Source organism: Arthrobacter zhaoxinii (genome assembly GCF_024385505.1).
Taxonomy (GTDB): domain Bacteria; phylum Actinomycetota; class Actinomycetes; order Actinomycetales; family Micrococcaceae; genus Arthrobacter_B; species Arthrobacter_B zhaoxinii.
In genome coordinates this window covers 21,293-44,477 of sequence record NZ_JANFLT010000002.1, presented here as the reverse complement: position 1 = coordinate 44,477, position 23,185 = coordinate 21,293, and the positions used below count along the sequence as shown (strand labels likewise).

The following is a 23,185-nucleotide window of genomic DNA, read 5'->3' as shown; positions in this document are numbered from 1 at the left end:
AAAAGAGGATCATGGGTGGAACGAAAGCTCCACCCATGATCCTCAGCGTCTTTCGCGCCGGTTACTTCTGCGCACCCTTGTCCTGCAGCCCACCCGCGAACATCTTGAACGGGGGCTGTCCGAGGAGGCGACGCCCACTGATCTCTGCAAGCGATTCGAGCCGCATTGCGCCGTGGGAGAGTATGACGCCGGCGTCGCGCGAGTAACGCTGGAGCGGGTTGGACAGTGCCATACCCGACGAACCCAGGATGCGCAGGAGGAGGTCGATTGCGTCCTTCGCAAGCTGGCCGGCGAAGGCGAGATCCGTGCAGCCCTGCGCCTCCTCATCGCCGGTGTAGTCTTCACCGCGAACCGCGAGATGGTCGATCTCGTCCGCGTACTGGAGTACGGCCGCGCCCGCAACGCCGAGAAGCGCCTTTGCCTTACCGGCTGCAACCTGGCTGGACGCCATTTCGGCAACCGTGTCATACGGCGGGCTGAACGGCTTCCGTTTCGGCGCGAGCTCCTGGAACACCTCCAAGGCGCCCTCGCCCATGCCGACCAGGGTGGCCATGTTCAATACCGTGGCGGTCATCATGGATGCCCGTGTCTTCGCCCGGTAGGCAAGGCCTGCGAACCGTTCCGCCGCACTGTCCAGGTGCATCGGGAACTCTGCCATATCGATGAAGCGATGGTCGGGCACGAACATCGGCTTCGTTGTGATGATGGAGTTGGAGTCGGATGCCATCATGCCGGCCACATGCCAGTCATCAACCGGCTGGACGTCGGCCGGGTCCATCATGAAAAGTGCATGACCGCTGCGGTCTCCATCAACCCAGGCGGCACCGCCGAAGAGCCAGGCGGCGTCGTGATTCCCCGATACGTAGGTCCATTTCCCCTCGATGCTCCATCCCCCTTCCACCCTGACCGCCTTGCCCGTCACGGCGGCAAACGTCGACCCCCCGGCGGCGAGCGGGCCGATGTGGCCCTGCTGACGGCTGTAGAGCTCGTCCACCAAGGGCTTCGGGAAGGTGCTGACCATGCGGAGGCTGGTGCCCACGAAGAAGGTCCAGCTTGCCGCGGCGTCGCCTCGTCCGAGTGCCCGCGCAATCTCAGCGATATCGCGAGCACCCAGAGCGGATCCGCCGTACTCGATGGGGGCACAGGCGCGGTAGAGGCCAAGTTCGGTAAAGGCCTCGACAATCTCCGTGCTGAGACGGCCGCGGCGCTCGGCCTCGGGGGCGAGCTCCCGAATGCGGTGCTGGAGGTCGCGCACCCCGTCGGCGAGCCGTTTCCCCTCCGCACTGAGATATCTCGACGCCGGTGCATCCAGGGGGCTCGACCGCTCAGGGGGGAGCCCGGGACTCAGTTCGTCAGAGTGCTGGGGAATCGTGTCAGTCATATTATCTCCGTCCGTTGGGTGGCCTGTACTGTACGGATCAGTGCGCCCCTTGTCCATGCCCTCTTTCCGTACTGGTCGGTCCAGAGCATAAGATGGCGATGAGCGGCAACTCGCAGGTGCGAGTCGAGTCGGAGCGTAAACAGAGGAGAGCCGAATGCCACGGGCAAAACCAAGCGGCAGGCGCAGCAAGCGCGACGCGGTGCTCGACGCCGCCGTTGAACTGTTGTTGCTCAATGGGTATGACGGCACATCCATGGATGCGGTGGCGGCTCGGGCAGGAGTGTCCAAGACGACGGTCTATGCGCACTTCGCGGACAAGCTTGAGCTCTTCAAAGCTGTTCTGCAGCATGGAAGCATGGAGCTCGGGCAGCGGTTGCGCGAGCTTCGACAGCGCGACGGATCCGGAGAGGGGTCCGCTGAGGATCGGCTGGTAGGCGCGCTGGTCGCGGCTACCAGGGCCGGCACGGGCGCACAGGCGATCGCGTACTTCCGCGTGATGATCGCTGAGCACAACCGGCGGCGAGAGATCCAGGCAGCGTTCACGACCATTGCAATGCCTGACGTCTCGGACATCATCAGCATCATCGCGCAGCTGCTCGTTGATTATGGCTCCGAGCACGGCTTCGAAGTAGATCGGCCGGAGGCGCACGCCTCAATGCTCCTGCGGATGACGGTGTCCGGCATCGAGTTCGATGCACTGATCTCAGACGTCGACGTCTCCGACGAGCTGCTCGAAGCCCATGTTGACTACATTGTGCGTGTCTTCCTGCGCGGGCTGCGTCCGATTGCGGGGGAGCAGGACCTGGTGCTGAAGCCCGGCTACGACTATCCGTGGGGCCCGGCGCTGGGCTAAGGATGATTGTGGAAAGGGTGCAACGGTGAGCGATCCCGCTGAACGGCCTCGGCACAGCCGGCTCTCGCCGCACCGTGAGGCGGAGATCCTCGCCGAGACCCTTGGCCTCCTCGAAGAGGTCGGTTATGAAGGTCTGGCCATGCCCGCCGTGGCGAAACGCTCCAAATGCAGCACGGCGACGATCTATCGCCAGTGGCACGGCAAGCCGGGCCTAGTGATGGCCGCCCTCCGTTCACACTCCCAGCTAGGGGAGCCGGCCGATGTAGACACCGGCACGTTACGCGGCGATCTACTCGCCGTCATGGAGCAGGTCGCCCATGTGGCTGAATCCGAGATGACGCTCCTCGCGGCCCTCGCCCACGCGTCGATGCGCGATGAGGCACTTGCGGAGACGATGCGTGAGCAGCTCTCGGCTCCCGCGGGTTCCCCGCTCGACCGCGCCATCGACCGCGCCGTCGAGCGGCGGGAAATCTCCGTCGATGCGACCGTTCGGCGGTACTGCCATCATGCGTTCTTATCCATGCCGCTCGCCAAACACCTGGCGGAGGGGACATTTCCGGACCGCGAGTACTTGGCCGGCTTTGTCGACACGATTCTGATCCCGGTGCTCTCGCACCGCTGACACTTCACGCTCGCGCCCCGACGTCGCCCACGCGCGCCACATCGGCTCCGGCGGCAACCCCTCTACGCACACGGGTCATCGGCGGCAAACCATGCCGGAACCGACCGGCCAAGCCACTGAGCTCCTGCACCGGGAGCAGGCTGCGAATGTGAGGGGGGGGGGGGTTGCGCTCCCTGCGGCGTGGCAGTAGCGTGACCCTCGAGCTGATCGAAACGATGGCGTTTCGATGCGGTGTCTGCCCCTGACACGACGCCGACAGCTGCAGAGAGGATCCGCACCATGGCTGGATTTACCGTCATCAATGGAATCGCAGAGATCAGTGATCCCGCGATTTATCAGAACTGGCTCGACAATGAGGAGTTCAAGGCGGCGGTCGCTGCTGATTCTTCGCCGGAACGCACCGCGGTCAAGCGCCTGCTTATCGACTTCGAAGCAGACCTGGCCCGTATGGTCCGCGACGACAAGGTGCAGGAACAGGTTGTCGAGGTGATGACCAGATACGCCGCCGAAGACTATGTCCAGCACGACCCGAACGCGGCCGGTAACGGCCTCGGGAACCTTATCGAGCACTTCCGGCATGTCCCGGTCACCGGGGTCGTTCCGCCGCCGGTGGTGAGTGTCATTCTTGATGGCGAGGTTGCGTGCCTCATGATGCGCGAGGTCGTCCCGGATCCTGTCATTCCGGAGGCCTCCTACGACTGGAACATCCTCACCGTTTTTCGGGTGCACAACGGCAAGCTTGCCGAGCATTGGAGCACTTTCCGCAAGGCAGTCCCCGGCCAGGATCCGCTGGGGGACTGACCGATGCCGAAACTGCAGATCATTGTCGGCAGTACTCGCCCCGGCCGCCTCGCCGGACCCATAGCGCAGTGGGCCTTCGAGCGAGCGGAGGCGGATGGAAGATTCGAGGTAGAGCTCGTCGACATCGCGGAGTATGAACTGCCCGTCCTCGACGAACGCCACCACCCTGTCCTGGGACGCTACGAGCATGGGCACACGCAGCGGTGGGCCGCGAAAATCAGGGAAGCGGACGCGTTCATCTTCGTTTCACCGGAGTACAACTACGGGCCGTCGGCCGCCCTGCTGAATGCTTTCGACTACCTCGGGCGCGAGTGGATGTATGCTCCCGTCGCCTTCGTCAGCTACGGCGGCATCGCGGGAGGTCTCCGTGCAGTCCAGGTCATGAAACAGATCGTCACGACTGTTCGCATGATGCCGCTGCCGGACGGCGTCGTACTGCCGCTTGTTATGCAGAACTTTGAGGAAGGCGACTTCGTGCCGCCGCCTTCCGCCCAGGGTGCCGTCGCACCGATGCTGACGGAACTGCTGCGGTGGACGCATGCGCTGGGGCCGCTCCGTGCCGAAGGCCCGCCGCCCCCGACGCTGCCGTCGGGCTCCCCGGCGCCCCGCCCCTAATCACGGAAGCCTCAAAGAAGAGAATGGATCCCTCGATGACAACATCACGCACAATGCCGCCGGCAGGTTTCCCCAACGGAGAGCCGATCCTGCCGGACGGGCCGTCCGCCGCCAGGGCGAAGTTTCCCGAGTCGCCGTACCTGAGTGATGAGGGTCGCCGAATGCGGGACGAGATTGTCCAGCTCCTCCCGTTGCTGCGCCAACAGGCCGCCGAGGGGGAAGCGCTCGGCGCACTGGCTCCTGCCACCCTGGAGGCGGTGAATCGGGTCGGTGCCTTCAAAATCACGATCCCTACAGAGTTGGGCGGCTACGCACTCGGGGCCCGCGACACTGCGGAGGTCGTGCGGACACTCGGCAAGGGCGATGCGGCAGCCGCCTGGCTGGTCATCGTCTCGAGCGCGACCCGGAACATCCTTGGATTCGATGCGAAGCTCCGCGACGAAGTACTTGCTGGAATCGACGAATGGGTCGGTCCGCTCGTGTTCGGGGCGACCGTCTTCGCTCCGAAGGTCGGCGACGGCCGCAAGGTGGCCGGCGGCTACCAGGTGAAGGGCAAGTGGTCGTTCGGCAGCGGCAGCAAGCACGCTGCCTGGGGCTCCGTTGGTTTCGAATATGACGACCCGGCAAGCGGCGAGCGGCGACGCGCGATGGGGGTCCTGTCCAGAGACCAGTACTCGATCGTCGACGACTGGCATGTCATGGGGCTTCAGGCAACGAACTCGAACAGCATCCGGGCGGACGAGGAGATCTTCGTCCCCGACTACCGCGTCGTCCACACCGCTGACCTTCCGCGTCTGAGCGATGCCCTTCGCGGCGCCTACTCGGGGTTGGGCTTCAAGCACGGAGCGTTCGGGATGATGATCGGCAGCAGCGGGGCGTTCGCCGCCTTGGCCATCGGGATCGCACAGGGGGCACTGGACTCGTTCCTGGCGCAGGCCGCGAAGCGTCCGCCGTTCAATCTGCCCTACCCGACTATGTCGGAGATGGCCTCGATCCAGATGGTCGCCGGCAAAGCGCGTGCGGTCATCAACGCGGCGGACGCCGTTCTCGCCCGGCACATGGACGAGGCCGATCGGCGGGCGCTCGCGGGAGAGGACTATCTGCCGTCGGAAGAGCCCGAGATCACCATGGACCTCGTCCACCTGATCCATCAGTGCCTTCATACTGTGGACGGACTCCTCCTCGCCCTGGGATCGTCGGCGGTTGCGCTCTCGAACCCGCTCCAGCGCGCGGTGCGGGAGATTCATGTCCTGGCCACGCATGGGGCGTTCCGGATCGATCCGATGGCCGAGATCAACGGCCGGGACCTGTTTGGGCTCCCGCCGTTCCCGATGATGGCTGCTCTCAGCTCCCCGGCGACCCCGCCGCAGGGGTCGCCCCCGCCTGGGTCCCCGTCCGGGTCCCCGTCCGGGGCCCCGCCGCGGCCGTAGCCGCATCCTCCGGCAGTACCCTTCACAACGCCCACGTCCCATCACTAAGAAAAGGTTCCCCGTCATGTCCCCTCTGCTTACCGCCCCCCTCCCTGCCGAACTCCTGTCGAATGCCGAAGCGCTGGTGCCCCTGCTGAGGGAGCGTGCGGCCGAGACCGAGGAGCTTCGCCGCCTCCCGGACGAAACGATCTCCGACTTCGAGAAGGCCGGCCTGTTCAGCGCGATGCTCCCGGCCACACTGGGCGGTTCCCAGATCGACCTCATCGAGTATGTGGACATCGTCCGGACCCTGTCCCGGGGCGACGCGTCGGCCGGGTGGGTCGGCGCATTCCTCATGGCCCACAATCTCCTGCTCGCTCGTTATGGTGCCCAGGCGCAGGCCGACTTCTTCCAGGGCGGCACGTACGCGCTGGCAGCGGCGGCGGCTACCCCTCCCGGAACGGCGGTGGCGACTGAGGGCGGCTACCTGGTCAGCGGTCGGTGGCGCTTCGCCTCCGCCGTGATGCACGCCCAATGGGTGATGGTCAGCGCCGTTTCTCCAACCGGGCCGCTCTCGGTGGCGGTGCCCATTGAGGACGTGACGGTGATCGACACGTGGCAGGTCCCCGGTATGAAGGGCACCGGGAGCAACGATGTAGAGGCACAGGACGTCTTCGTTCCCGCGCACCGAACGATTGAGTTCGCGTTGTTCTCCGCAGACTCGGAACGGGCTGCTGCGCTGCACCCCGGTTACCCGCTCGCTGCGTACCCCGTCAACCGCATTCTGCCCGTCATCCAGGCTGCCGTTGCGCTCGGCACCGCGGATGCGGCCCTGGAGCTGTTCCGCACAAACGCCGGTAAGCGTGTCCGCATGCAGACCGGGCAGCGAATCGTGGACGAGCCCCTCGTGCGGTCGGCATACGCCCACGCGTGGGATCTGCTGCACGTCGCGCAGCTGCAGATGAAGGACGCGCTCGAAATGACGGCCGCCATCTACGGGCCTGAGCGCTCGCAGGAGGCAAGCCTTGAGAATCGCGCCGTGATCAACCTGGGTCTCACCGGGGCGGGCACCAAGGCATTCGCTGCAGTGGACCTTGTGGTGCGCTCGTCGGGGGCCTCTATCTTCCGCACGGGTGACCCGCTGGAGCGCATCTGCAGGGACGTGCAGGTCATCCGCAATCATGCGTCCGCAGACTTCATGACCATGAGCGCTGTTGCCGGCGGTGTCCTTCTCGGGCAGGATCTCGGCGACTTCCCCGAGCCCCTCTTTTAATCGACACCGCCCCTCCATCCCCTCCGTTACGAAAGGGCATCATGTCCGAACTCGCAGATATCACCCGCCGACTGGAGCGCCTCGAAGCTGTTCATGAAATCGAAAACCTCATGGGGCGCTATGCGTTCTACCACTCGGCCTACCGGGATGACCTGATTCCACCGCTGTTCGCGGACCGGGAGGACCTGGTCGTGGAGATGCCGTTCGGTACGTTCACCGGGCGGGATGCCGCACGGAGAGCGTGGGTGCCGCCCCCCATGAAGGCGCCCTCGCGTGATCTGACCGGTGAGTACGTTGAGCACCTGCTCACGACTCCGGTGGTGGAAGTTGCCCAGGACGGGCGCACCGCTCGGGCGGCATGGATCTCACCGGGCGCCGAGGCGCATCACCTCGGCTGGGTTGAAGGCAACCCGCTTCGGGCGCTTTGGTACTGGGGACGTTACTCGGCGGATTTCGTCCGTGAAGACGATGCCTGGCGGCTCTGGCACTTCCGGCTCTCGGCCACCTTCATCACGGACTACAGCGCCAGCTTCACGGATGTCGCTGCGCAGCTGAGCCCTCCGCCGTTGCCGCCGGTCGACGGGAACGGACCGGATGCTCCGCCCCGCGGGCAGGTGCCGTACTCACCGGTCTGGGACCCCCGTGAGCTCACGCTCGCCCCGGAGCCGTACGACACGTTCCCCGGGTCGCAGCAGTAAACCCATTGCGCTTACCTGCACTACACCGTACAGTACGACTATGAATCTCAATGAGGAGGTACCGGTGGATACGCACGCAGAAGTTTCCGTTGATCCACAGGCATTCCGTGCAGCTATGGGAGCCGTCGCCACACCCGTCTCCATCGTGACGACCACTCTCGGTGTCCCGCATGGGACAACGGTCAGTGCGTTCGCGTCGTTGTCGCTCGATCCGCCGATGGTCCTCGTATCGCTTCAACACGACTCGGACCTGCTCGAGTTGATCACGCGGTCCGGGCGGTTTGGTCTCAATGTCCTTGCCTTCGACCAGGCGGGGATCGCCTCGACCTTCGCAAGGCGTGGGCTCGATCGGTTCGCCGGCGTGAATTGGGTGATGGATCAGGGATTGCCGCGTATTGCCGGCATCGCGTCGTGGGCAGCGTGCCAGGTCGTGGACCTGGTGCGGGCGGGCGATCACACGATCGTGACGGGACTCGTCGGTGCTGCGGACAGCTTCGATGTTGCCGGCCTCGTTTATCAGCACCGCCGGTTCGGTCACTTCACCCCGGTGGAGCCGGCCGCCTGAGGGCCTCCTTACAAAACTGAGTCGTAAGTACAGCAATGAATCGGCTGCAGCGCAGCCGCTGAGTAAAGGAACAATGATGTCCCAGTCCGTCTACGCCACCACGCCGAAACCGCGCCCTATCCGGGCCCCGAAGCTCCACCACGCGACCTTCATGACCATGGAGATCGACCCCATGGTGAAGTTCTACGAGGCAGTCTGCGGCTTGCAGCCGATCTTCTACTCGGAGAACGCCGCCTGGCTGGTCAACGATGAGGCGAACCACCGCATCGCGCTTCTCCGGATTCCCGGCACGGTCCCGCCTGTGAACAAACCCCACTCGGCCGGGATCCACCACACGGCGTTCGAGTACCCCGACTTCGATTCGTGGCTGGACAACTACGTCCGCCTGCGCGACCAGGACATCCTTCCCGCCTTCAACATGGACCACGGCATGACGATGTCCATGTACTACACCGACCCGGACGGGAACGGCATCGAGATCCAGGTGGACAACTTCCATGACTGGGGCAAGTCGAGCGAGTGGATGTGGGCCTCCCGCGAGTTCGCGGAGGACCAGCTCGGACCGCAGTTCGACCCGGACAAGCTGGTTGCCGCACGCGAGGCGGGGATGGACCACGACGAGATCCACCGCCGGGCGTATGCCGGCGAGTTCCGTCCCGCCGTCGAAGTGCCCAACCCGTCATTCCCCGACCGCTGGGCAGAGAAGATCGCGGCGAATCCCGAACTCCTGCGCGGAGTTCCCTTCCCGGTCGCAGCGGAGGCCTGACACATGCGCATTGCCAACCTGAACGGCCGCGCCTCCCTCGTTACCGAGGGGGGAGCAGTCGACGTCGCGAAAGCCTCCGACGGCGCTTTCGGGCCCGACCCGATGGATGTGTACGAGCGCTGGAGTGACTTCGTTGCCTGGGCTTCTGCGGCGACCCTGCCGGCGGCTGTGCCCTTCGAACCGGCCGATCTCGGCATCCCGGTCCCGAGGCCGCCGCAGGTGCTCGCCATCGGTGTGAATTACAAGGACCACGCCGCGGAGGCGAACATCCCGGCACCTGAAGACCTGATCGTCTTCACGAAGTTCCAATCCTGCCTCGCAGCCCCCAACGCGCAGGTCGAACTGCCGAGCGACGACGTCGATTACGAAACCGAGATTGTCGTGGTTATCGGTAAGGGAGGCCGCAGGATCCCGAAGGCCGATGCGTGGCAGCACGTGGCCGGCATGGCCGTCGGGCAGGATTACTCGGAACGCACGGTGCAGCGTCGTCCCCCCGTACCGCAGTTCTCGATGGGCAAGTCCTTCCCGAACTTCGGACCGTTCGGACCGTTCGTGGTCACCCCGGACGAATTCCCGGACCGGGACTCCATCTCCTTCCACGCGGTGCTGGAGCGCCCGGGAGAAGAGACGATTACCCTTCAGGATGGTGACACGGATCAGCTCTTCTTCCCGATTGACGAGAGCATCCACCGGCTCTCGCAGATCGTGACGCTGCTGCCCGGGGACATCATCTTCACGGGCACGCCCGCGGGTGTGGGACTCTCGCGGGGGATCCTGATGCGGCCGGGCTATCGCCTCACCAGCACCCTCGACGGCTTCGGCTCGTTTACGAACGAGTTCACCGCGGCACCGTGACCGAGACGTCTGCGGCGCCCGAGGTCACCTGGGCTCCGACCGAGGAGAGTATCCGGCAGACCCAGCTGTGGTCCCTCCGTGAGCTGGCCCTGGAACGCCACGGCGTGCTCCTCGACGACTACCCTGTCTTCTGGCGGTGGTCGGTCGAGGAGCCCGGGGCATTCTGGGATCTCGTACGTGAGCATGCAGGCCTGATAGGCGACGGGCTGGTGGGACCTGCCCTTTCGGAGCGCCGCATGCCCGGTGCGGTCTGGTACCCGGAGGCGCGGCTGAACTATGCCGAGAATGTCCTGCGGCATGCGGACACAAGGCCGGACGAGGTGGCGATCGTCGGACTGGCCGAGGACGGGCGCATCGAGTGGACCTGGGCCGGTCTCCGTGATCGTGTCGCGGCCCTCTCCGCCCGCCTCCGCGGCCTCGGCGTCGAGCAGGGCGATGTCGTCGCGGGTATCTTTCCGAATATCCCCGAGGCGATCGCTGCGATGCTCGCGACCGCATCCCTCGGCGCCATCTGGTCGGTGTGCTCACCCGACTTCGCTAAACCCGCCATCGTCGACAGGCTCGCACCGCTGGAGCCCCGCGTGCTGTTGGGTTTCTCCGGCTACACGTTCAAGGGCCGCGCGGTCGACTCCCGGCCACTGGTCGATTCGGTCGGCTCCGCGCTGCCTACGGTGACCGACGTCGTGTACCTCGACGGCCTCGATGCCTTGCCGCCTGCACCCGCGGACTACCGGCGCCTCCCGTTTGACCACCCTTTGTGGGTTCTCTTCTCCTCCGGAACCACGGGCATACCGAAGGGGATCGTGCACGGACACGGCGGAATGCTGCTGGAATCCGCCAAGGGAATCGGGCTGCAGTTCGACCTTGGTCCGGGTGATCGCTACTTCACCGCCGCGAACACCTCCTGGATGGTGTGGAACACTCTTCCGAACACGCTCAGCGTCGGGGCATCCGTGGTCACTTTCCCCGGTGCGTCCATGTGGCCGGATGCCGACCGCCAGTTCGCCCTCGTCGCTCAGACGCAGGCGACGATGCTCGCGACCGGTGCCGCATATCTCGCCCTCGTGGAGAAGTCCGGGCTGCGCCCGGGGGATCGTTACGACCTCGCGTGCCTGGACACGATCATGTCAACGGGATCGGTTCTCGCCCCCTCGACCTGGCGCTGGGTCCACGCGGCGGTCAAGGCCGATGTCCATCTCTCAAGCGATTCCGGCGGCACCGATATCTGTAGCGGTTTCATCGGGGGCAACCCCTGGCAGCGCGTGCACCTCGGTGAACTGCAGGGGCCGACGCTGGGAACTCCCGTCCAGGTCCGCGCCGAGGACGGCCGCGAGGCGGCGGACGACGAAGTGGGCGAGCTCGTGCTGACCGGGCCGATGCCGTCGATGCCGGTCCGCTTCTGGGGCGATGAGGATGGCGCCAAGTACCGCGCGGCGTACTTTGAGGCCGATCCCTCCGTCTGGACGCACGGCGACTGGATCAGCCGCACCCCGCGCGGGGGTGTGGTGGTGCACGGAAGATCCGACGCGACGCTCAACCGCGACGGTGTGCGGCTCGGCAGCGCGGAGATCTACGCGGCGCTGCAGACGCTGGACGAGGTGCGTAACGGCGTCGTTCTGGGGATCGAAATGCCGGGCGGGCGGTACTGGATGCCGCTGTTCGTCGAACTGGCCGACGGCGTCGACCTCAGCGACGACCTGGTGGCACGGATCCGGACCGCGATCCGCTCCCGGGCCACGGCACGGCACGTTCCCGACGCGATCGAGGCAGCGCCGGGCATCCCCGTCACGTACTCCGGTAAACGGATCGAGGTGCCCTTGAAGAAGGTGTTTCTGGGGTATGACCAGGCCAAGGCGGTCAACCGCGGATCGCTGCAGAACCCAGGCACGGTCGACTGGTTCGTCCAGCGCGCCCGAGTGTTCAACGAACAGAACGGAATCGAAGCAAAATGAGCGACAACGATGTCGATGTGCTTGTTGTGGGACAGGGTGTGGTGGGGCAACTGACCTCGCTCTACCTTGCACAGCGCGGGTACCGGGTGCTGGCCGTTGAGCAGCACCGCGAGCCGTATTCTCTGCCTCGGGCGGTCCACTACGACCCGGACGTCAACCGCTTCCTAGGCGGAGTGGGCCTGGATGCGGAGGAGCAGGCCACGTTCAGCGAGCCTGCCCTGAGCTACGACTGGCTCAACGCCGATCGGAAGCTCCTGCTGACCTTCCCGGCACCCCTCGACGGGCCGCAGGGCTGGCCGGAGTCCACGATGTTCGCCCAGCCCGACCTCGAAGCCGCGCTGCGGCGGCACCAGGAGCTGGCCGAAGGGCTCGAGATTCGCTGGGGAACCGCTCTTACCGGGTTTGACCAGGATGCCGAGGGGGTGTCGGCGGTCGTCAACGGACCTGCCGGCGGGGCCACGGTCCGGGCCAAATTCCTCGTGGGATGCGACGGCGCCAACTCGGCCGTGCGGGAACTCGCCGGGCTGGCGATGACGGATCTGGCCTTCAGCTCGGACTGGCTGGTGATGGATCTCCGGATGGCCGAGCGTGAATGGACGCCCGAGAACGGCCAGATCTGCGACCCCCTGCGTCCGACGTCTGTCGTCTCCGGCGGTCCTGGCCGGCGTCGCTTCGAATTCATGCTGATGCCCGGCGAGGACGCTGCGGCATTCACCAGCACGGAGAACGCCTGGGGACTCGTCGCTCCCTGGGAGGTCACTCCCGAGAACGCGGACCTCGAGCGTCTGGCGATGTACAGGTTCAACGCGCGCTGCGTCACCGAATGGAGCCGCGGGCGCGTGTTCGTCGCCGGCGACGCCGCGCACCAAATGCCGCCCTTCTTCGGGCGGGGGATGGTGTCGGGGGTCCGCGATGTCGCGAACTTGGTGTGGAAGATTGACCACGTGCTGAGCGGGCTCGCACCGCTCAGCCTGCTCGACACCTATGGGAGCGAGCGGGGTGCACACGTGCAGCATGCGCTGATGATGTCACTCGAACTCGGCCGGATGATCTGCGAGACCGACCCCGCCAAGGTCGAGGCGCGGGACGCCCACTTCCTCAGTACCGGGCCGTTCCCCTGGAACGCACTTCCCCCCATGCCGCCGGAGATCCTCGGGCCGGGCTTCTTCCCCGGAGGTGCGCCCGGGACCGATCCGGTCGCCGGCCGAATCGGCGTGCAGGGACGGTTGCGCGGCCTCGACGGCAGCGAGACGGCCGCAGACCGGATTACCTGGGGTGAGTTCGTGGCCTTCGTCGACGGGCGCGTGGTCAGCGAGGACGATGCGGAGCGTATCCGTGCGGCCAGACCCGCCGGATTCCCGTGCAAGGTCATCGAGGTCATGCCCGCCGATACCGCGGCCCGCAACCGGCACAGCGGCAGCGACGTCGACGGCCGATACGGTGAGGTCTTCGATACGGCCGTTGCCGTCGTCTACCGTCCCGACTTCCACGGGTTCGCCTCGGCAAAGACCGTTGACGACGCCGTAAACCTCATGGCAGCCCTTGAAACAACCCACCTACGGGAGTCCGCATGACCACTCTTACCGACGACGACGCCGTCATCGTCTCCATCGCCCGTACCGCCATCGGCCGTGCCCGCAAGGGTGGTCTGGCCGATGTGCGCGGCGACGAACTCGCGCGCCAGGTCTTCGCCGGCGTCATCGACCGTGTACCTGGGTTGTCAATCGACGACGTCGACGACCTGATGCTCGGCACGGCGGCACCCGACGGTGAACAGGGGTTCAACATGGCCCGCGTCGTGGCAACGCTGCTCAACTACGACACGCTGCCGGGCACAACCGTGAACCGCTTCTGCGCGTCCTCGATCCAAACCACCCGGATGGCGTTCCACGCCATTAAGGCCGGCGAAGGGGATGCGTTCCTCGTCGGAGGCACCGAGTCGACATCCCACGCGGCACCGCCGGCCGGGGCGGGTAATGCCGCGTTCGACGCAGCTGCCGAACGCACGGCACAGGCGATGCTGTCGGGGGCGCCGTGGCACGACCCACGCGCCGACGGCGGGATGCCCGACGCCTATATTCAGATGGGTCACACGGCGGAGTATGTGGCGCGGCTGACCGGAGTCAGCCGCGCGGAGCAGGACGCCTTTGCTGCGCGCTCGCAGCGTCTGGCGGGGGAAGCGCAGGCCAGCGGCTACCTGGCGCGGGAGATCGTGCCCGTGGTGCGGCCGGACGGGTCGATCTTCGATCAGGATGACTCGCTCCGTCCGGGAACCACCGCGGAGGTGCTGGCCGAGCTTAAGCCCGTGTTCTCGCCCGTCGGAACGGTCACGGCAGGCAATGCCTGCCCGCTCAATGACGGTGCATCTGCCGCAGTGGTTGTCTCCGGACGGTATGCGAAGGCGCACGGTCTGCAGCCACTGGCGCGCATCGTCTCTACCGCTGTCTCGGGTCTGTCGCCGGAGATCATGGGGCTCGGACCCGTCGAGTCGTCGCGGCGGGCGCTTCGCCGGGCCGGCCTGACCATCGCTGACCTCGACCTGATCGAGATCAATGAGGCATTCGCCGTCCAGGTCGTTGCTTCTGCGAGGGAGCTCGGGATCGACGTGGACCGTCAGCTCAACACGCACGGCGGGGCGATCGCCATCGGGCATCCGTTCGGTGCGACCGGCACCCGACTGATCGGCACGCTGATCAACGGCCTGTCCACCGAGGACAAGACGCTTGGCATGGCCACGCTGTGCGTGGGCGGCGGGCAGGGAATGGCAATCGTGCTGGAACGCCTCAGCTGATCAGCAGAACGGAAAGCGGCCGGGTGAATTGTTCACCCGGCCGCTTTTTGGTGTTCCTGCGTGCCTAGAACTCGTCCTCGTCGACGAAAGTGGCATAGGGCTCGGGCGCATGCACGAGTTCCTTGGGATCCCACGACGGGGTGTACTCGACCTGGAACCGCGGAGCGCTGTCCGGTCCACCGTTGCCGATCGGGGCGGGGGGACGGGGGAGGCTGCCGTCCGTGAAGCTCTTGTAGTAGTCGGCAACGAACGTGAGGGAGTTCCGGTACTTCCAGATCTTCCAAGCACCTTCCTCCTTGCGGAAGACCAGATGGTAGCGACCCCAGTACCAGAACCCGTGGAGGGGATTGCCCTCGACCCAGCCGAGGTGGTGCGCCTCGGCACCCGGCGTGATCCACGCGGCCTTCGCCGTTTCGAGGTCATCGGCAACCTCGATGACGGGCGTGGACAAGAGGTGCTCGACGTACTCACCGCTGAGGTCGCGGGGCGGCAGGCCCTCGTCGAGCGCGCCGACGAAGCAGCGCTGCGCGGCGTCGGAGCCGGTGTAGCGGCCGAAGGGGAGCTCGATTACGGTGTCGGGCCGTGTGCTGAAGTACGGCACAATCGGCTCGTTCGCGTAGGCCGAGTGGAGGAACTCGATCCTTCCCATGATGTTCGAGATCTCGATGTAGGCCTCGGTTCGGGAAATCCGGCGTTCAAGTGCAGCAATGTCGGTCATGCGGTCTTCCTTTTCAGTTGGTGGCGGGCAGTCGGATCGACTTAGAACATGGGCTCGGCGTAGTCGCCGATGCCAACGCCGAGCAGCGCTCCGCCGGCGACCGATGCCATGGTCTCGAAGTCGACTGCGGCGTGATTGCGCATGACCTGCGTGTCGCGGACGATCCGTTCCAGGGGGTCCCCGGTGCGGAAGATGGAGGCGCCGGCTGCCCGCACCACGAGGTCGACGGCCTGGAAGGCTTTCTGCCCGGATCCGGTCAGCCCCAGATTGATGCGGGCGCGGTCTGCGAGCGTCGCGGGATCGGTCGAGTGCCTGCCGTAAACCCGGTCAGTGTGCGCAAGTGCGTCGTGCAGCTGGAGGCCCGCGACCTGTACGAGATCCCATGCCTTGCCGTAGGTCTGGCGGGTGATCGGCTCGTCGATCTGCTTCTGCTGTGTCTGCATCCGGACCCGCTTACCGAGACCGGCCGCGAACAACTCGAGGGCCGCGTCCGCGGTGCCGATGGCCACGGCGGAATGGATGAGGTTGAGCGTGCGGTTCATGGGGTAGCCGATGAGCGGGTAGTCAGTCAGGGCCGCACCCTCGTTGTGCTCAGACGAGTACGTGGGGAAGGAAACCGTGCGGTGGCGCGGAACGAAGAGTCCCTCTACCTTGATGTCGTTGGAGCCCGTCGCCTTCATCCCGGGGACGTGCCAGGTGTCGACGATCTCGGTCGCATTGACGGGTACCACAACACTGAGAGGACCATCGGGTGACATCGCACTGAGCGCGGCCCACTCGGCGTGGAGAACACCGGAACCGAAGCGCCAGGTGCCGGAGACGTTATATCCGCCCTCCACAGGGGTTGCGGCTCCGGGAGGGCCCGCAGCGGCGACGGTCAGGCCGTACGGTTTCTCCGCGAAGAACTCACCCTGTGCCTCCGCGCCGTAGCGGTAGAGGAGGGTCGAGTGCGAGATGAGGAATGCGGCGATCCATCCGGCAGAGGCGTCGCCCCGCGAGAGGACGCGGACGAGGTCGGCGAACTCGCTGAGGCCGAGTGCGGAGCCTCCGTGTTCCGCGGGCACCATCGCTGTGAAGAACCCGGCTGATCTGTAATCCTCGATGGTCTCATCAGGCTGCCGTCGGAGGTTCTCGGCCTGGGATGCGCGCTCCCGCAACAGCGGGACCAGCTTTTCCGCGCGGGCGATGAGCTCGCTTGCTGTGGGGGCGGTCGTTGTCGTCATCGACATCGGTATACCTCTCGTGGGTGACGTGATAACCGAACTATACTGTACGTACCAGTTCAGTCTCGCATAACCCTAACCCGGCCCTGAGGTTCGCGTATTAATTTCTCCGTCTTCCGGCAAATCGAGCAGGGATGCGGGGTCCGTGCCCAGCTGTTCTTCCAGCCGCTGCTGGTGCTGTGTAGGGCACTCTGGTCCACCGGTGCGTGGAAGGCGCTGCGGGGCGGGCTGAAGGGCTAGTAGCGCGAGGTTTTCTCCCAGATGACCTTCTGATCAACCTCGACGACGATCAGGCGGCCAGCCGCACCCTTTTCCTGGAGCCGAACCCGGCGTCTTTCAGCCCGGGGCAGTTTCCGGAGGCGTTTCCGCCTGGCCCGGCGCAGCTCGGTCTCCTGATCATCGCGCTCGTTGATCGGGTCCTCCCAGTCCCGGTACCACTGAGGCAGCAGGAGGGGCCGGAGGAGCTTCGGGAGGAAGAAGATGTGCATCATCACTATGGGCATGCAGAGAATCATGGGTGCCAGGACGAGCTCCCTTGTCAGCGATGCGTCCACCCCCAGCGCCTCAAGGCCGAGGAGAACATCCATCACGGTCATCGGTGCACCGGCCCAGAACATCATGAAGCCCAGCCGGGAGTGCTTCGCCGTCGACTGGGAGCCGGACGGACCTACCCAAGAGGTCCAACGGCCGGAATATGCGAGAACACCCGGCACGAGCAGGGCGGGACCGACGCATATTACGAAGGCAGTGAACGCAATGACGGCAAACTGGGTCGGAGTGTCCATGGCGATCACTCTAGGGGACGGGGTGCGGGGCGGCCGGGATTGGTGTGCGGGAATCGCTTGATCCCCATCGGGGGATTCGGTGGCGAAAAGCGAGACGAAGCTGAAGGACTCCCTGACCCGGTGACTTGATTGGCACACGGCGCTCACCGAGGACAGCAGGGTGCTCGCCCTCCGCCTCGACGAAATCCAGCGTCGGGCGGAACTACCCCACCGGATTTCCCGGCTCCGCGCCATGGACGTGGTCCTGTGGATGCACGGCACCGGCGGCGGGACGCCCCCAGCCCCCGGCCGGTGATAACGGGCAGCTTAGCCTCTGCCTGCATCTACTGAGCAGCTAACGGGCCTATCCCTACTGAATAGCCGCGTTATCTGCTCAGTAGATGCAGCTAAGCCCCGTTTTCTGCTCACTAGATGCCGCACCGCAGGTTCATAGTGCAGTAGATGCTGGCTGCCAGCCGGCTGGGGGACATCTACTGCACTATGAACGCACCGGAGCCCTCCATTAGGGCCGAACATGCCGGCCGGCGGTGCTGGTGTTACAGGTGGAACCACCCCAGACCCACCTGTAACAATTCGTGGGACACTGTGCCCGGCGTAGCCCGGTGGATGGCGCTAATGTACAGCTGATGTCGCCTGGAAACCCACCAAGCAGCATCTGCTGTACAGAAGGCGAGATTCCGGCAGCGGCGGACAGCACCACCTGCACAGAAGGCGGGTCGTCCCGTCGCCCCCGAAGCGCGGCGGACAGCATCAGCGATACAGAGGGGGAGCCCGGCAGCTCTGAAAGCACGAGAGCCCGACGCCCCCGTCGCCCCTCACCCCGACCCCCCCGTCACCCCGAACCGTCCAGACAACCACGAACCCTCCCGGCCCACCCCGAAACCCTGCCCGGTCTCCCCGCAAAGACTCAGCAAACCCCGGCCCCGAACCGTTGCGAAAGCGTCACGTTGTTCCGGTTGGGCTCTTTTCGGCGCTTAATGTGAGGGAGGTAACGGTAAGGTTGCTTGGTAGTTTTCGCCCGGAGGCTAAGTGAGGCCGGGCGTCGACCAAACATACGTAACCAAAGTGAAGAGGTCTTGATGTGTGGGAATTCGTAGCGGACCGGTATCAACAGATCCTGTTCGCCGGATGGCAGCACTTCAGCCTGGTTCTTCAGTGCCTGGTCCTGGCCACGGTGATTGCCGTGGTCATCGCGGCCCTGGTGTACCGCAACAAGACCCTCAGCGGCGTGGCCAACGGCGTCTCCGCGGTCGGGCTGACGCTGCCGTCCTTCGCTCTGATCGGCCTGCTGATCGCTCCCTTCGGGTTCGGTGCGCTTCCGGCCGTGATCGTGGTGGCGTTCTATGCCACCCTGCCCATTCTGCGTAACGCCGTGGTGGGCCTGGCGGGGATTTCCCCGACCGTCGTCGAATCCGCCCGCGGCGTCGGCATGAGTCGGATGCGCACGCTGCTGCGCATTGAACTGCCGCTTGCCTGGCCGGTCATCCTGGCCGGAGTCCGGGTGTCCGCCCAGATGGTGATGGGCATCGCCGCCATCGCTGCCTACGCCCTCGGCCCGGGCCTGGGCGGCTTCATCTTCACTGGCCTCTCCCGTCTAGGCGGTGCCAACTCCCTCGAGTCCGTGGTGGTCGGCGTCGTCGGCGTCATCCTGCTGGCCTTGATCCTTGACCTTCTCCTGGTCGGCCTCGGCCGGCTCACAACCCCGCGAGGTATCCGTGTCTGAGACTCCCACCCCAATCACCGGCGCCGAAGCCACCGAAACCGGCACCGTAACCAAAGCCACCGGCATCCTGCTGGAGGACGTCACCAAGCGCTACCCCGGGCAGGACAAACCGGCGGTCGGCGGCCTGACCATGGAGATTCCGCGGGGCAGCATTGTGATGCTGGTCGGCCCGTCCGGCTGCGGCAAAACCACCACGCTGAAAATGATCAACCGGCTCATCGAGCCCACCAGCGGGCGGATCATCCTCGACGGCGAAGACGTCACCGGGATCGACGGCGACCAGCTGCGCCGCGGGATCGGCTACGTCATCCAGGCCGGCGGGCTCTTTCCGCACATGACCGTGGCGGCGAACATCGCCGTCGTGCCCAAGATGCTCAACTGGGACAAGGACCGCATCCAGGCCCGGGTGGACGAACTGCTCGAATTGGTTTCCCTGGACCCTGCCCTGTACCGGGACCGCTACCCGAAGGAGCTGTCCGGCGGGCAGCAGCAGCGCGTGGGCGTGGCCCGCGCCCTGGCCGCCGATCCGCCCGTGCTGCTTATGGACGAACCGTTCGGCGCCGTGGACCCAATCACCCGCCAGCGGCTGCAGGACGAACTGCTGCACATCCAGTCCGAGCTGCACAAAACCATCGTCTGCGTGACGCACGACTTCGACGAAGCGGTGAAGCTCGGGGACTGGATTGCCATCTTCGACGAGGGTGCCCAGCTGGTGCAGTATGACTCCCCGGAACGCATCCTGGCCAACCCCGCCAACGAGTTTGTGGAAAACTTCATCGGCTCCGGCGCCGGCCTGAAGCAGCTCACCCTGACCCGCGTGAACGAGGTGGAGCTGACGTCCCCCATAACGGCCGGCATCGGGGACCTCGCCAGCGACACGCTCTCCCGCCTGCAGGGTGCAGGCGAGCAGAACGCCGTGGTGCTGGACGAAAGGGAGCGGCCCATCCAGTGGCTCTCCCGCCGCCAGCTCAGCCGGCTGGACCGGCACAGCGACACCGTTGATTCCAAACTTCCGGTGATCAGCGAACATTCCACGCTCAACGACGCCCTGGACACCATGCTGGTCTCCAGCACCGGTGCAGCCCTGGTGACGGGTCAGCGTGACCGTTTCCTCGGGACGGTCACCGTCCAGACCGTCATGGAGGCCATCACGGCGGCGAACGACGCCGCGCAGCTGGGGTCCTCCGGCGCACCGGTCGGGATTAACAGCGGTGTCATCCGGCGCACCGAAACGGAGGTCCCGGTGCAGGACGACGCCGGTGCTGCCGCCGGCCAGGGCACCCGATGACCGCCGTTTCCACGGCCGCCCAGGCCCGGACCGAAGCCGGGAGCGGCGCCGGCCCGACATCCTGGCGGCCGCTGCTGCTGCAGCTGGCCGGCATCGCGGTGGCCTTCGGGCTCCTGATGCTCTGGCTGACCACCGCCGAGCTCAGCGTCACCGAGCGCACCACGCTGGACCCCGCAGCCCTCTGGGAGTACACCGTGCAGCACCTGCTGCTTACCGGCGTGTCCGCGGTGATTGTGCTGGTCATCGCCATCCCGCTGGGCGTCCTGCTGACCCGCGGACGGATGCGCCGCTTCACCGGCCCGATCATGGCCCTGGCCAACATCGGCCAGGCCGCCCCGGCCATCGGCCTGCTGGTGCTGCTGGCCTTCTGGGTCGGCTTCGGCTTCTGGGCCGCCATCGGCGCGCTGGTGGTCTACGCCCTCCTGCCGGTTATGCGGAACACGATGGTCGGCCTGCAACAGGTGGACCCGCGCATTGTGGAGGCGGGACGCGGCGTGGGCATGAGCAACTCCCAGGTGCTGTTTAAGCTGGAACTGCCGCTCGCCGTGCCCGTGATGCTCTCCGGCGTCCGGACCGCACTGGTGCTCCTGGTGGGCACCGCCACCCTGGCCACGTTCGTCAACGGCGGCGGGCTGGGCATCCTCATTACCACCGGCGTGAACCTGAACCTCACCACCGTACTGGTGGCCGGCGCGCTGCTGGTGGCCCTGCTGGCCCTGGTGGTCGACTGGATCGGCCGCCTGGTCGAGCACATCGCCCGGCCGAAGGGACTCTAATGAAAAAGCAGCCAAACGCACGTGTCCGCCTCGCTGCCACCGGAGCCGCCGCCGTCGGCCTGCTGCTTGCGGGCTGCGGCCTGCAGCCCGCCGCCTCCTACGTGCCGGAGGCGGATCCCGGGCTGATCCAGCCCGTCGAGGGCCTGCCCGACGACGCGAAACTCACCGTTACGAGTAAGAACTTCACCGAGCAGCTAATCCTGGGCAAGATCGCCGTGCTGGCCACCAAGGTTGCCGGTTTCGAGGTCACCGATCTCACCAACGTGCCCGGTAGCCAGCCGGCGCGGGAACTGCTGCTCTCCGGACAGGCCGGCATGACCTGGGAATACACCGGCACCGGATGGATCGCCTACCTCGGCCAGAGCGCTGGCATCCCCGACAAGCAGGAACAGTGGCAGGCCGTGCATGACGCGGACCTGGCCAACGGCGTCACCTGGGGAGACCCGGCACCGCTGAACAACACCTACGCCTTCGCCATCCGTAGTGAAGCCGCCGAAGAGCTGGGGGTGGACAGCATCTCCGACATCGCTGCCCTGCCGGTGGAGGAACGCACCTTCTGCCTGGAGGCGGAATTCAACTCCCGCCCCGACGGCATGAACCCGATGCTGGAAAAGTACGGCATGCCACGCGGTGACCCCAACGGGGTGCCGGACGCCAACGTGGGGATCTATGACACCGGTGCGGTGTATTCGGCCACCGACGCCGGCGAATGCAACTTCGGCGAGGTCTTCGCCACGGACGGACGCATCGATTCGCTGGAGTTGACCGTGCTCGAGGATGACCTGGCATACTTCCCCGCGTACAACGCGGCTCCGGTCTTCAACACCGAGGCGCTGGAGGAGTATCCGGAGCTGGTGGACATCTTCGCGCAGGTATCTCCGTTGCTTACCGACGAGGAACTGCGGAAGATGAACCTTGCCGTGGATGTCAACGGCCAGGAACCCGCCGACGTCGCGTTCGACTGGATGGTTGGGAAGGGCCTGATCACCGCTCCCGAGTGAGGTGGACACCGTGGACCTGCCAGCCATTCTCGACGCCGGCCGGGCCGACGCCGCCGCGGACCTGCTGCACCGCTACTACACGCAGAAGCTGAACTCCGGGCATGTGCGGACCGGGGCGAGATTCGACACCTGGGCCGGCGGCGGAGATTCGCCGGGGGCCGCCAACCGGATCACCGCGGATGATCTGCTGGCGCTGTCCCTCCTGGGCGAGGACATCAAGGGACCTGCGGTGGTGGGCCTGCTCGAAACCAAGGCGCCGGAAATCGGCGAACTGCTGGAACTGATTCCGGTGACCCTGGAGCTGGCGGATGTCACCGGCGTCGAATACGTCCACGTGCTCGGCAAGGAAAGCCCGGCGTGGCTGCTCTGGGACATCTTCCGCGGCTACCGGGGCGGCCAGTGGAGGATGGGCGCCACGAAAACCAGCAAGCTGCTGGCCCGCAAACGCCCGAAACTGATTCCGATCTGGGATCCGCTGGTGGCCCGCAGCATCGGGGCGGGCACCTCCCTCACCCAGTGGGAGGAATGGCATGCGCTGCTGACCGCGGACGACCGGCACTTGGTCCGGCACCTGGCCGCCGTCCAGGACCGGGCCGCGCTGCCGGTGCGGGTTTCCACCCTGCGGGCCATGGACGTGATCCTGTGGATGGACGCGAAGCAGCGCGGGTTCCGGGAGGCGCCGGGCGACGACGATTGAGCCTGAAGGAGCTGCCGGACGGTGCCTTACTGCCGGTAGGTGAACACGGTCAGCCCGCCGCTGGCGAAGTTCGGGATGTCGGCATTGGCGGCCTGGCCCTCGGCGGTGGTGAGGGCCTCCTGCATGGCCGGTTCGTCGTCGAAATCGGCTTCGAACAGCGCGAAAAACGGGGGTGTGGCCGCCGAGGAGCCCAGCTCCTGCGAGGCCCGCAGAGCGCGGATCCCGGGAATGTTGCGCACCAGCGGCAGGTGCACGTTGCGGTAGTGCCGGCGGAAGGCCTCAGGGTTTCGGGGATGGCCAAACAGAACAACGAGGGTGTGCATGCCGGACAACGTAGCGCGGCCGGCGGCGGCGGGACAGGGTGCCGCCGACGCCGGACCTGCCGGACACCAT

23 protein-coding genes and 1 pseudogene are annotated in these 23,185 nt (G+C 66.0%); 19 read left to right on the top strand and 5 right to left on the bottom strand.

All coding sequences use genetic code 11. The features are described 5' to 3' along the window. Positions 1-61 precede the first annotated feature (61 nt). Positions 62-1,381 (bottom strand): acyl-CoA dehydrogenase family protein, encoded by a 1,320-nt coding sequence (locus NNX37_RS03760; RefSeq protein WP_255790962.1) that lies wholly within the window; start codon positions 1,379-1,381, stop codon positions 62-64. A 154-nt stretch (positions 1,382-1,535) separates the two neighbouring features. Here NNX37_RS03760 and NNX37_RS03755 point away from each other — a divergent pair, with 154 nt between their 5' ends. The 13 genes from NNX37_RS03755 (at position 1,536) to NNX37_RS03695 (ending at position 14,581) form a co-directional block, all read left to right on the top strand. Beyond that, positions 1,536-2,234, top strand: coding sequence for a TetR/AcrR family transcriptional regulator (locus NNX37_RS03755; protein WP_255790961.1), 699 nt, complete (start codon positions 1,536-1,538; stop codon positions 2,232-2,234). Between the two features lie 25 nt (positions 2,235-2,259). Beyond that, positions 2,260-2,856 (top strand): TetR/AcrR family transcriptional regulator, encoded by a 597-nt coding sequence (locus tag NNX37_RS03750; protein ID WP_255790960.1) that lies wholly within the window; start codon positions 2,260-2,262, stop codon positions 2,854-2,856. Positions 2,857-3,135: 279 nt separating this feature from the next. Then, on the top strand, positions 3,136-3,657 hold the full coding sequence (locus tag NNX37_RS03745; protein WP_255790959.1) for a hypothetical protein: 522 nt from the start codon (positions 3,136-3,138) through the stop codon (positions 3,655-3,657). Between the two features lie 3 nt (positions 3,658-3,660). Further along, the gene (locus NNX37_RS03740; protein WP_255790958.1) at positions 3,661-4,272 is read left to right on the top strand and encodes an NADPH-dependent FMN reductase; all 612 of its coding nucleotides are present in this window, start codon (positions 3,661-3,663) and stop codon (positions 4,270-4,272) included. 35 nt (positions 4,273-4,307) lie between these two features. Beyond that, on the top strand, positions 4,308-5,702 hold the full coding sequence (locus NNX37_RS03735) for an acyl-CoA dehydrogenase family protein (protein WP_255790957.1): 1,395 nt from the start codon (positions 4,308-4,310) through the stop codon (positions 5,700-5,702). A gap of 64 nt (positions 5,703-5,766) precedes the next feature. Continuing rightward, positions 5,767-6,954, top strand: coding sequence for an acyl-CoA dehydrogenase family protein (locus tag NNX37_RS03730; RefSeq protein ID WP_255790956.1), 1,188 nt, complete (start codon positions 5,767-5,769; stop codon positions 6,952-6,954). Positions 6,955-6,995: 41 nt separating this feature from the next. Next, positions 6,996-7,652: a nuclear transport factor 2 family protein gene (locus NNX37_RS03725; protein ID WP_255790955.1), complete on the top strand. Its 657-nt coding sequence runs from the start codon at positions 6,996-6,998 to the stop codon at positions 7,650-7,652. A 40-nt stretch (positions 7,653-7,692) separates the two neighbouring features. Next, on the top strand, positions 7,693-8,217 hold the full coding sequence (locus NNX37_RS03720; RefSeq protein WP_230022071.1) for a flavin reductase family protein: 525 nt from the start codon (positions 7,693-7,695) through the stop codon (positions 8,215-8,217). 76 nt (positions 8,218-8,293) lie between these two features. Next, the gene (locus tag NNX37_RS03715; RefSeq protein ID WP_255790954.1) at positions 8,294-8,983 is read left to right on the top strand and encodes a VOC family protein; all 690 of its coding nucleotides are present in this window, start codon (positions 8,294-8,296) and stop codon (positions 8,981-8,983) included. Positions 8,984-8,986: 3 nt separating this feature from the next. After that, entirely contained in the window at positions 8,987-9,838 is an 852-nt protein-coding gene (locus tag NNX37_RS03710; protein WP_255790953.1) for a fumarylacetoacetate hydrolase family protein, read from the top strand. Next, complete coding sequence (locus tag NNX37_RS03705) at positions 9,835-11,790, top strand: acetoacetate--CoA ligase (protein ID WP_255790952.1); 1,956 nt, start codon at positions 9,835-9,837, stop codon at positions 11,788-11,790. The genes NNX37_RS03710 and NNX37_RS03705 overlap by 4 nt, the downstream gene beginning before the upstream one ends. Then, complete coding sequence (locus NNX37_RS03700; RefSeq protein ID WP_255790951.1) at positions 11,787-13,364, top strand: bifunctional 3-(3-hydroxy-phenyl)propionate/3-hydroxycinnamic acid hydroxylase; 1,578 nt, start codon at positions 11,787-11,789, stop codon at positions 13,362-13,364. The genes NNX37_RS03705 and NNX37_RS03700 overlap by 4 nt, the downstream gene beginning before the upstream one ends. Next, entirely contained in the window at positions 13,361-14,581 is a 1,221-nt protein-coding gene (locus tag NNX37_RS03695; RefSeq protein WP_255790950.1) for an acetyl-CoA C-acetyltransferase, read from the top strand. The genes NNX37_RS03700 and NNX37_RS03695 overlap by 4 nt, the downstream gene beginning before the upstream one ends. A gap of 64 nt (positions 14,582-14,645) precedes the next feature. Here the strand turns inward: NNX37_RS03695 and NNX37_RS03690 are convergent, their stop codons facing one another. The 3 genes from NNX37_RS03690 to NNX37_RS03680 all read right to left on the bottom strand — a co-directional run bounded on the left by NNX37_RS03690 (position 14,646) and on the right by NNX37_RS03680 (position 17,307). Continuing rightward, positions 14,646-15,299 (bottom strand): nuclear transport factor 2 family protein, encoded by a 654-nt coding sequence (locus NNX37_RS03690; protein ID WP_152271280.1) that lies wholly within the window; start codon positions 15,297-15,299, stop codon positions 14,646-14,648. 41 nt (positions 15,300-15,340) lie between these two features. Continuing rightward, positions 15,341-16,522, bottom strand: coding sequence for an acyl-CoA dehydrogenase family protein (locus NNX37_RS03685; protein ID WP_255790949.1), 1,182 nt, complete (start codon positions 16,520-16,522; stop codon positions 15,341-15,343). Positions 16,523-16,758: 236 nt separating this feature from the next. Next, the gene (locus tag NNX37_RS03680) at positions 16,759-17,307 is read right to left on the bottom strand and encodes a hypothetical protein (RefSeq protein ID WP_255790948.1); all 549 of its coding nucleotides are present in this window, start codon (positions 17,305-17,307) and stop codon (positions 16,759-16,761) included. Between the two features lie 142 nt (positions 17,308-17,449). On the opposite strand from NNX37_RS03680, the pseudogene NNX37_RS03675 reads away from it, so the two are divergent. The 6 genes and pseudogenes from NNX37_RS03675 to NNX37_RS03650 form a co-directional block, all read left to right on the top strand. After that, positions 17,450-17,602, top strand: a pseudogene (locus NNX37_RS03675) (DUF6308 family protein); the annotation flags it as partial. A gap of 786 nt (positions 17,603-18,388) precedes the next feature. Next, complete coding sequence (locus tag NNX37_RS03670) at positions 18,389-19,030, top strand: ABC transporter permease (protein ID WP_255790947.1); 642 nt, start codon at positions 18,389-18,391, stop codon at positions 19,028-19,030. Beyond that, positions 19,023-20,318 (top strand): ABC transporter ATP-binding protein, encoded by a 1,296-nt coding sequence (locus tag NNX37_RS03665; RefSeq protein WP_407079916.1) that lies wholly within the window; start codon positions 19,023-19,025, stop codon positions 20,316-20,318. The genes NNX37_RS03670 and NNX37_RS03665 overlap by 8 nt, the downstream gene beginning before the upstream one ends. Continuing rightward, positions 20,315-21,094: an ABC transporter permease gene (locus tag NNX37_RS03660; protein WP_407079915.1), complete on the top strand. Its 780-nt coding sequence runs from the start codon at positions 20,315-20,317 to the stop codon at positions 21,092-21,094. Before NNX37_RS03665 ends, NNX37_RS03660 begins: the two co-directional genes overlap by 4 nt. Next, positions 21,094-22,095, top strand: a complete 1,002-nt coding sequence (locus NNX37_RS03655; protein ID WP_255790946.1) for a glycine betaine ABC transporter substrate-binding protein — start codon at positions 21,094-21,096, stop codon at positions 22,093-22,095. Before NNX37_RS03660 ends, NNX37_RS03655 begins: the two co-directional genes overlap by 1 nt. A 10-nt stretch (positions 22,096-22,105) precedes the next feature. Beyond that, a complete protein-coding gene (locus NNX37_RS03650; protein WP_255790945.1) occupies positions 22,106-22,792 on the top strand; it encodes a DUF6308 family protein in 687 nt (228 codons plus the stop codon). A 26-nt stretch (positions 22,793-22,818) separates the two neighbouring features. On the opposite strand, the gene NNX37_RS03645 is transcribed toward NNX37_RS03650, so the two are convergent. Continuing rightward, positions 22,819-23,115: an EthD family reductase gene (locus NNX37_RS03645; protein ID WP_255790944.1), complete on the bottom strand. Its 297-nt coding sequence runs from the start codon at positions 23,113-23,115 to the stop codon at positions 22,819-22,821. Positions 23,116-23,185: the final 70 nt, after the last annotated feature.

What these genes read in the sequence shown, in the direction of transcription:
- NNX37_RS03755 (WP_255790961.1), top strand. Translation starts at nt 1,536, where the DNA reads ATGCCACGGGCAAAACCAAGCGGCAGGCGCAGCAAGCGCGACGCGGTG.
- NNX37_RS03710 (WP_255790953.1), top strand. Translation starts at nt 8,987, where the DNA reads ATGCGCATTGCCAACCTGAACGGCCGCGCCTCCCTCGTTACCGAGGGG.
- NNX37_RS03660 (WP_407079915.1), top strand. Translation starts at nt 20,315, where the DNA reads ATGACCGCCGTTTCCACGGCCGCCCAGGCCCGGACCGAAGCCGGGAGC.
- NNX37_RS03655 (WP_255790946.1), top strand. Translation starts at nt 21,094, where the DNA reads ATGAAAAAGCAGCCAAACGCACGTGTCCGCCTCGCTGCCACCGGAGCC.
- NNX37_RS03735 (WP_255790957.1), top strand. Translation starts at nt 4,308, where the DNA reads ATGACAACATCACGCACAATGCCGCCGGCAGGTTTCCCCAACGGAGAG.
- NNX37_RS03725 (WP_255790955.1), top strand. Translation starts at nt 6,996, where the DNA reads ATGTCCGAACTCGCAGATATCACCCGCCGACTGGAGCGCCTCGAAGCT.
- NNX37_RS03685 (WP_255790949.1), bottom strand. Translation starts at nt 16,522, where the DNA reads ATGACGACAACGACCGCCCCCACAGCAAGCGAGCTCATCGCCCGCGCG.
- NNX37_RS03740 (WP_255790958.1), top strand. Translation starts at nt 3,661, where the DNA reads ATGCCGAAACTGCAGATCATTGTCGGCAGTACTCGCCCCGGCCGCCTC.
- NNX37_RS03645 (WP_255790944.1), bottom strand. Translation starts at nt 23,115, where the DNA reads ATGCACACCCTCGTTGTTCTGTTTGGCCATCCCCGAAACCCTGAGGCC.
- NNX37_RS03680 (WP_255790948.1), bottom strand. Translation starts at nt 17,307, where the DNA reads ATGGACACTCCGACCCAGTTTGCCGTCATTGCGTTCACTGCCTTCGTA.
- NNX37_RS03730 (WP_255790956.1), top strand. Translation starts at nt 5,767, where the DNA reads ATGTCCCCTCTGCTTACCGCCCCCCTCCCTGCCGAACTCCTGTCGAAT.
- NNX37_RS03695 (WP_255790950.1), top strand. Translation starts at nt 13,361, where the DNA reads ATGACCACTCTTACCGACGACGACGCCGTCATCGTCTCCATCGCCCGT.
- NNX37_RS03700 (WP_255790951.1), top strand. Translation starts at nt 11,787, where the DNA reads ATGAGCGACAACGATGTCGATGTGCTTGTTGTGGGACAGGGTGTGGTG.
- NNX37_RS03760 (WP_255790962.1), bottom strand. Translation starts at nt 1,381, where the DNA reads ATGACTGACACGATTCCCCAGCACTCTGACGAACTGAGTCCCGGGCTC.
- NNX37_RS03715 (WP_255790954.1), top strand. Translation starts at nt 8,294, where the DNA reads ATGTCCCAGTCCGTCTACGCCACCACGCCGAAACCGCGCCCTATCCGG.
- NNX37_RS03690 (WP_152271280.1), bottom strand. Translation starts at nt 15,299, where the DNA reads ATGACCGACATTGCTGCACTTGAACGCCGGATTTCCCGAACCGAGGCC.
- NNX37_RS03745 (WP_255790959.1), top strand. Translation starts at nt 3,136, where the DNA reads ATGGCTGGATTTACCGTCATCAATGGAATCGCAGAGATCAGTGATCCC.
- NNX37_RS03720 (WP_230022071.1), top strand. Translation starts at nt 7,693, where the DNA reads ATGAATCTCAATGAGGAGGTACCGGTGGATACGCACGCAGAAGTTTCC.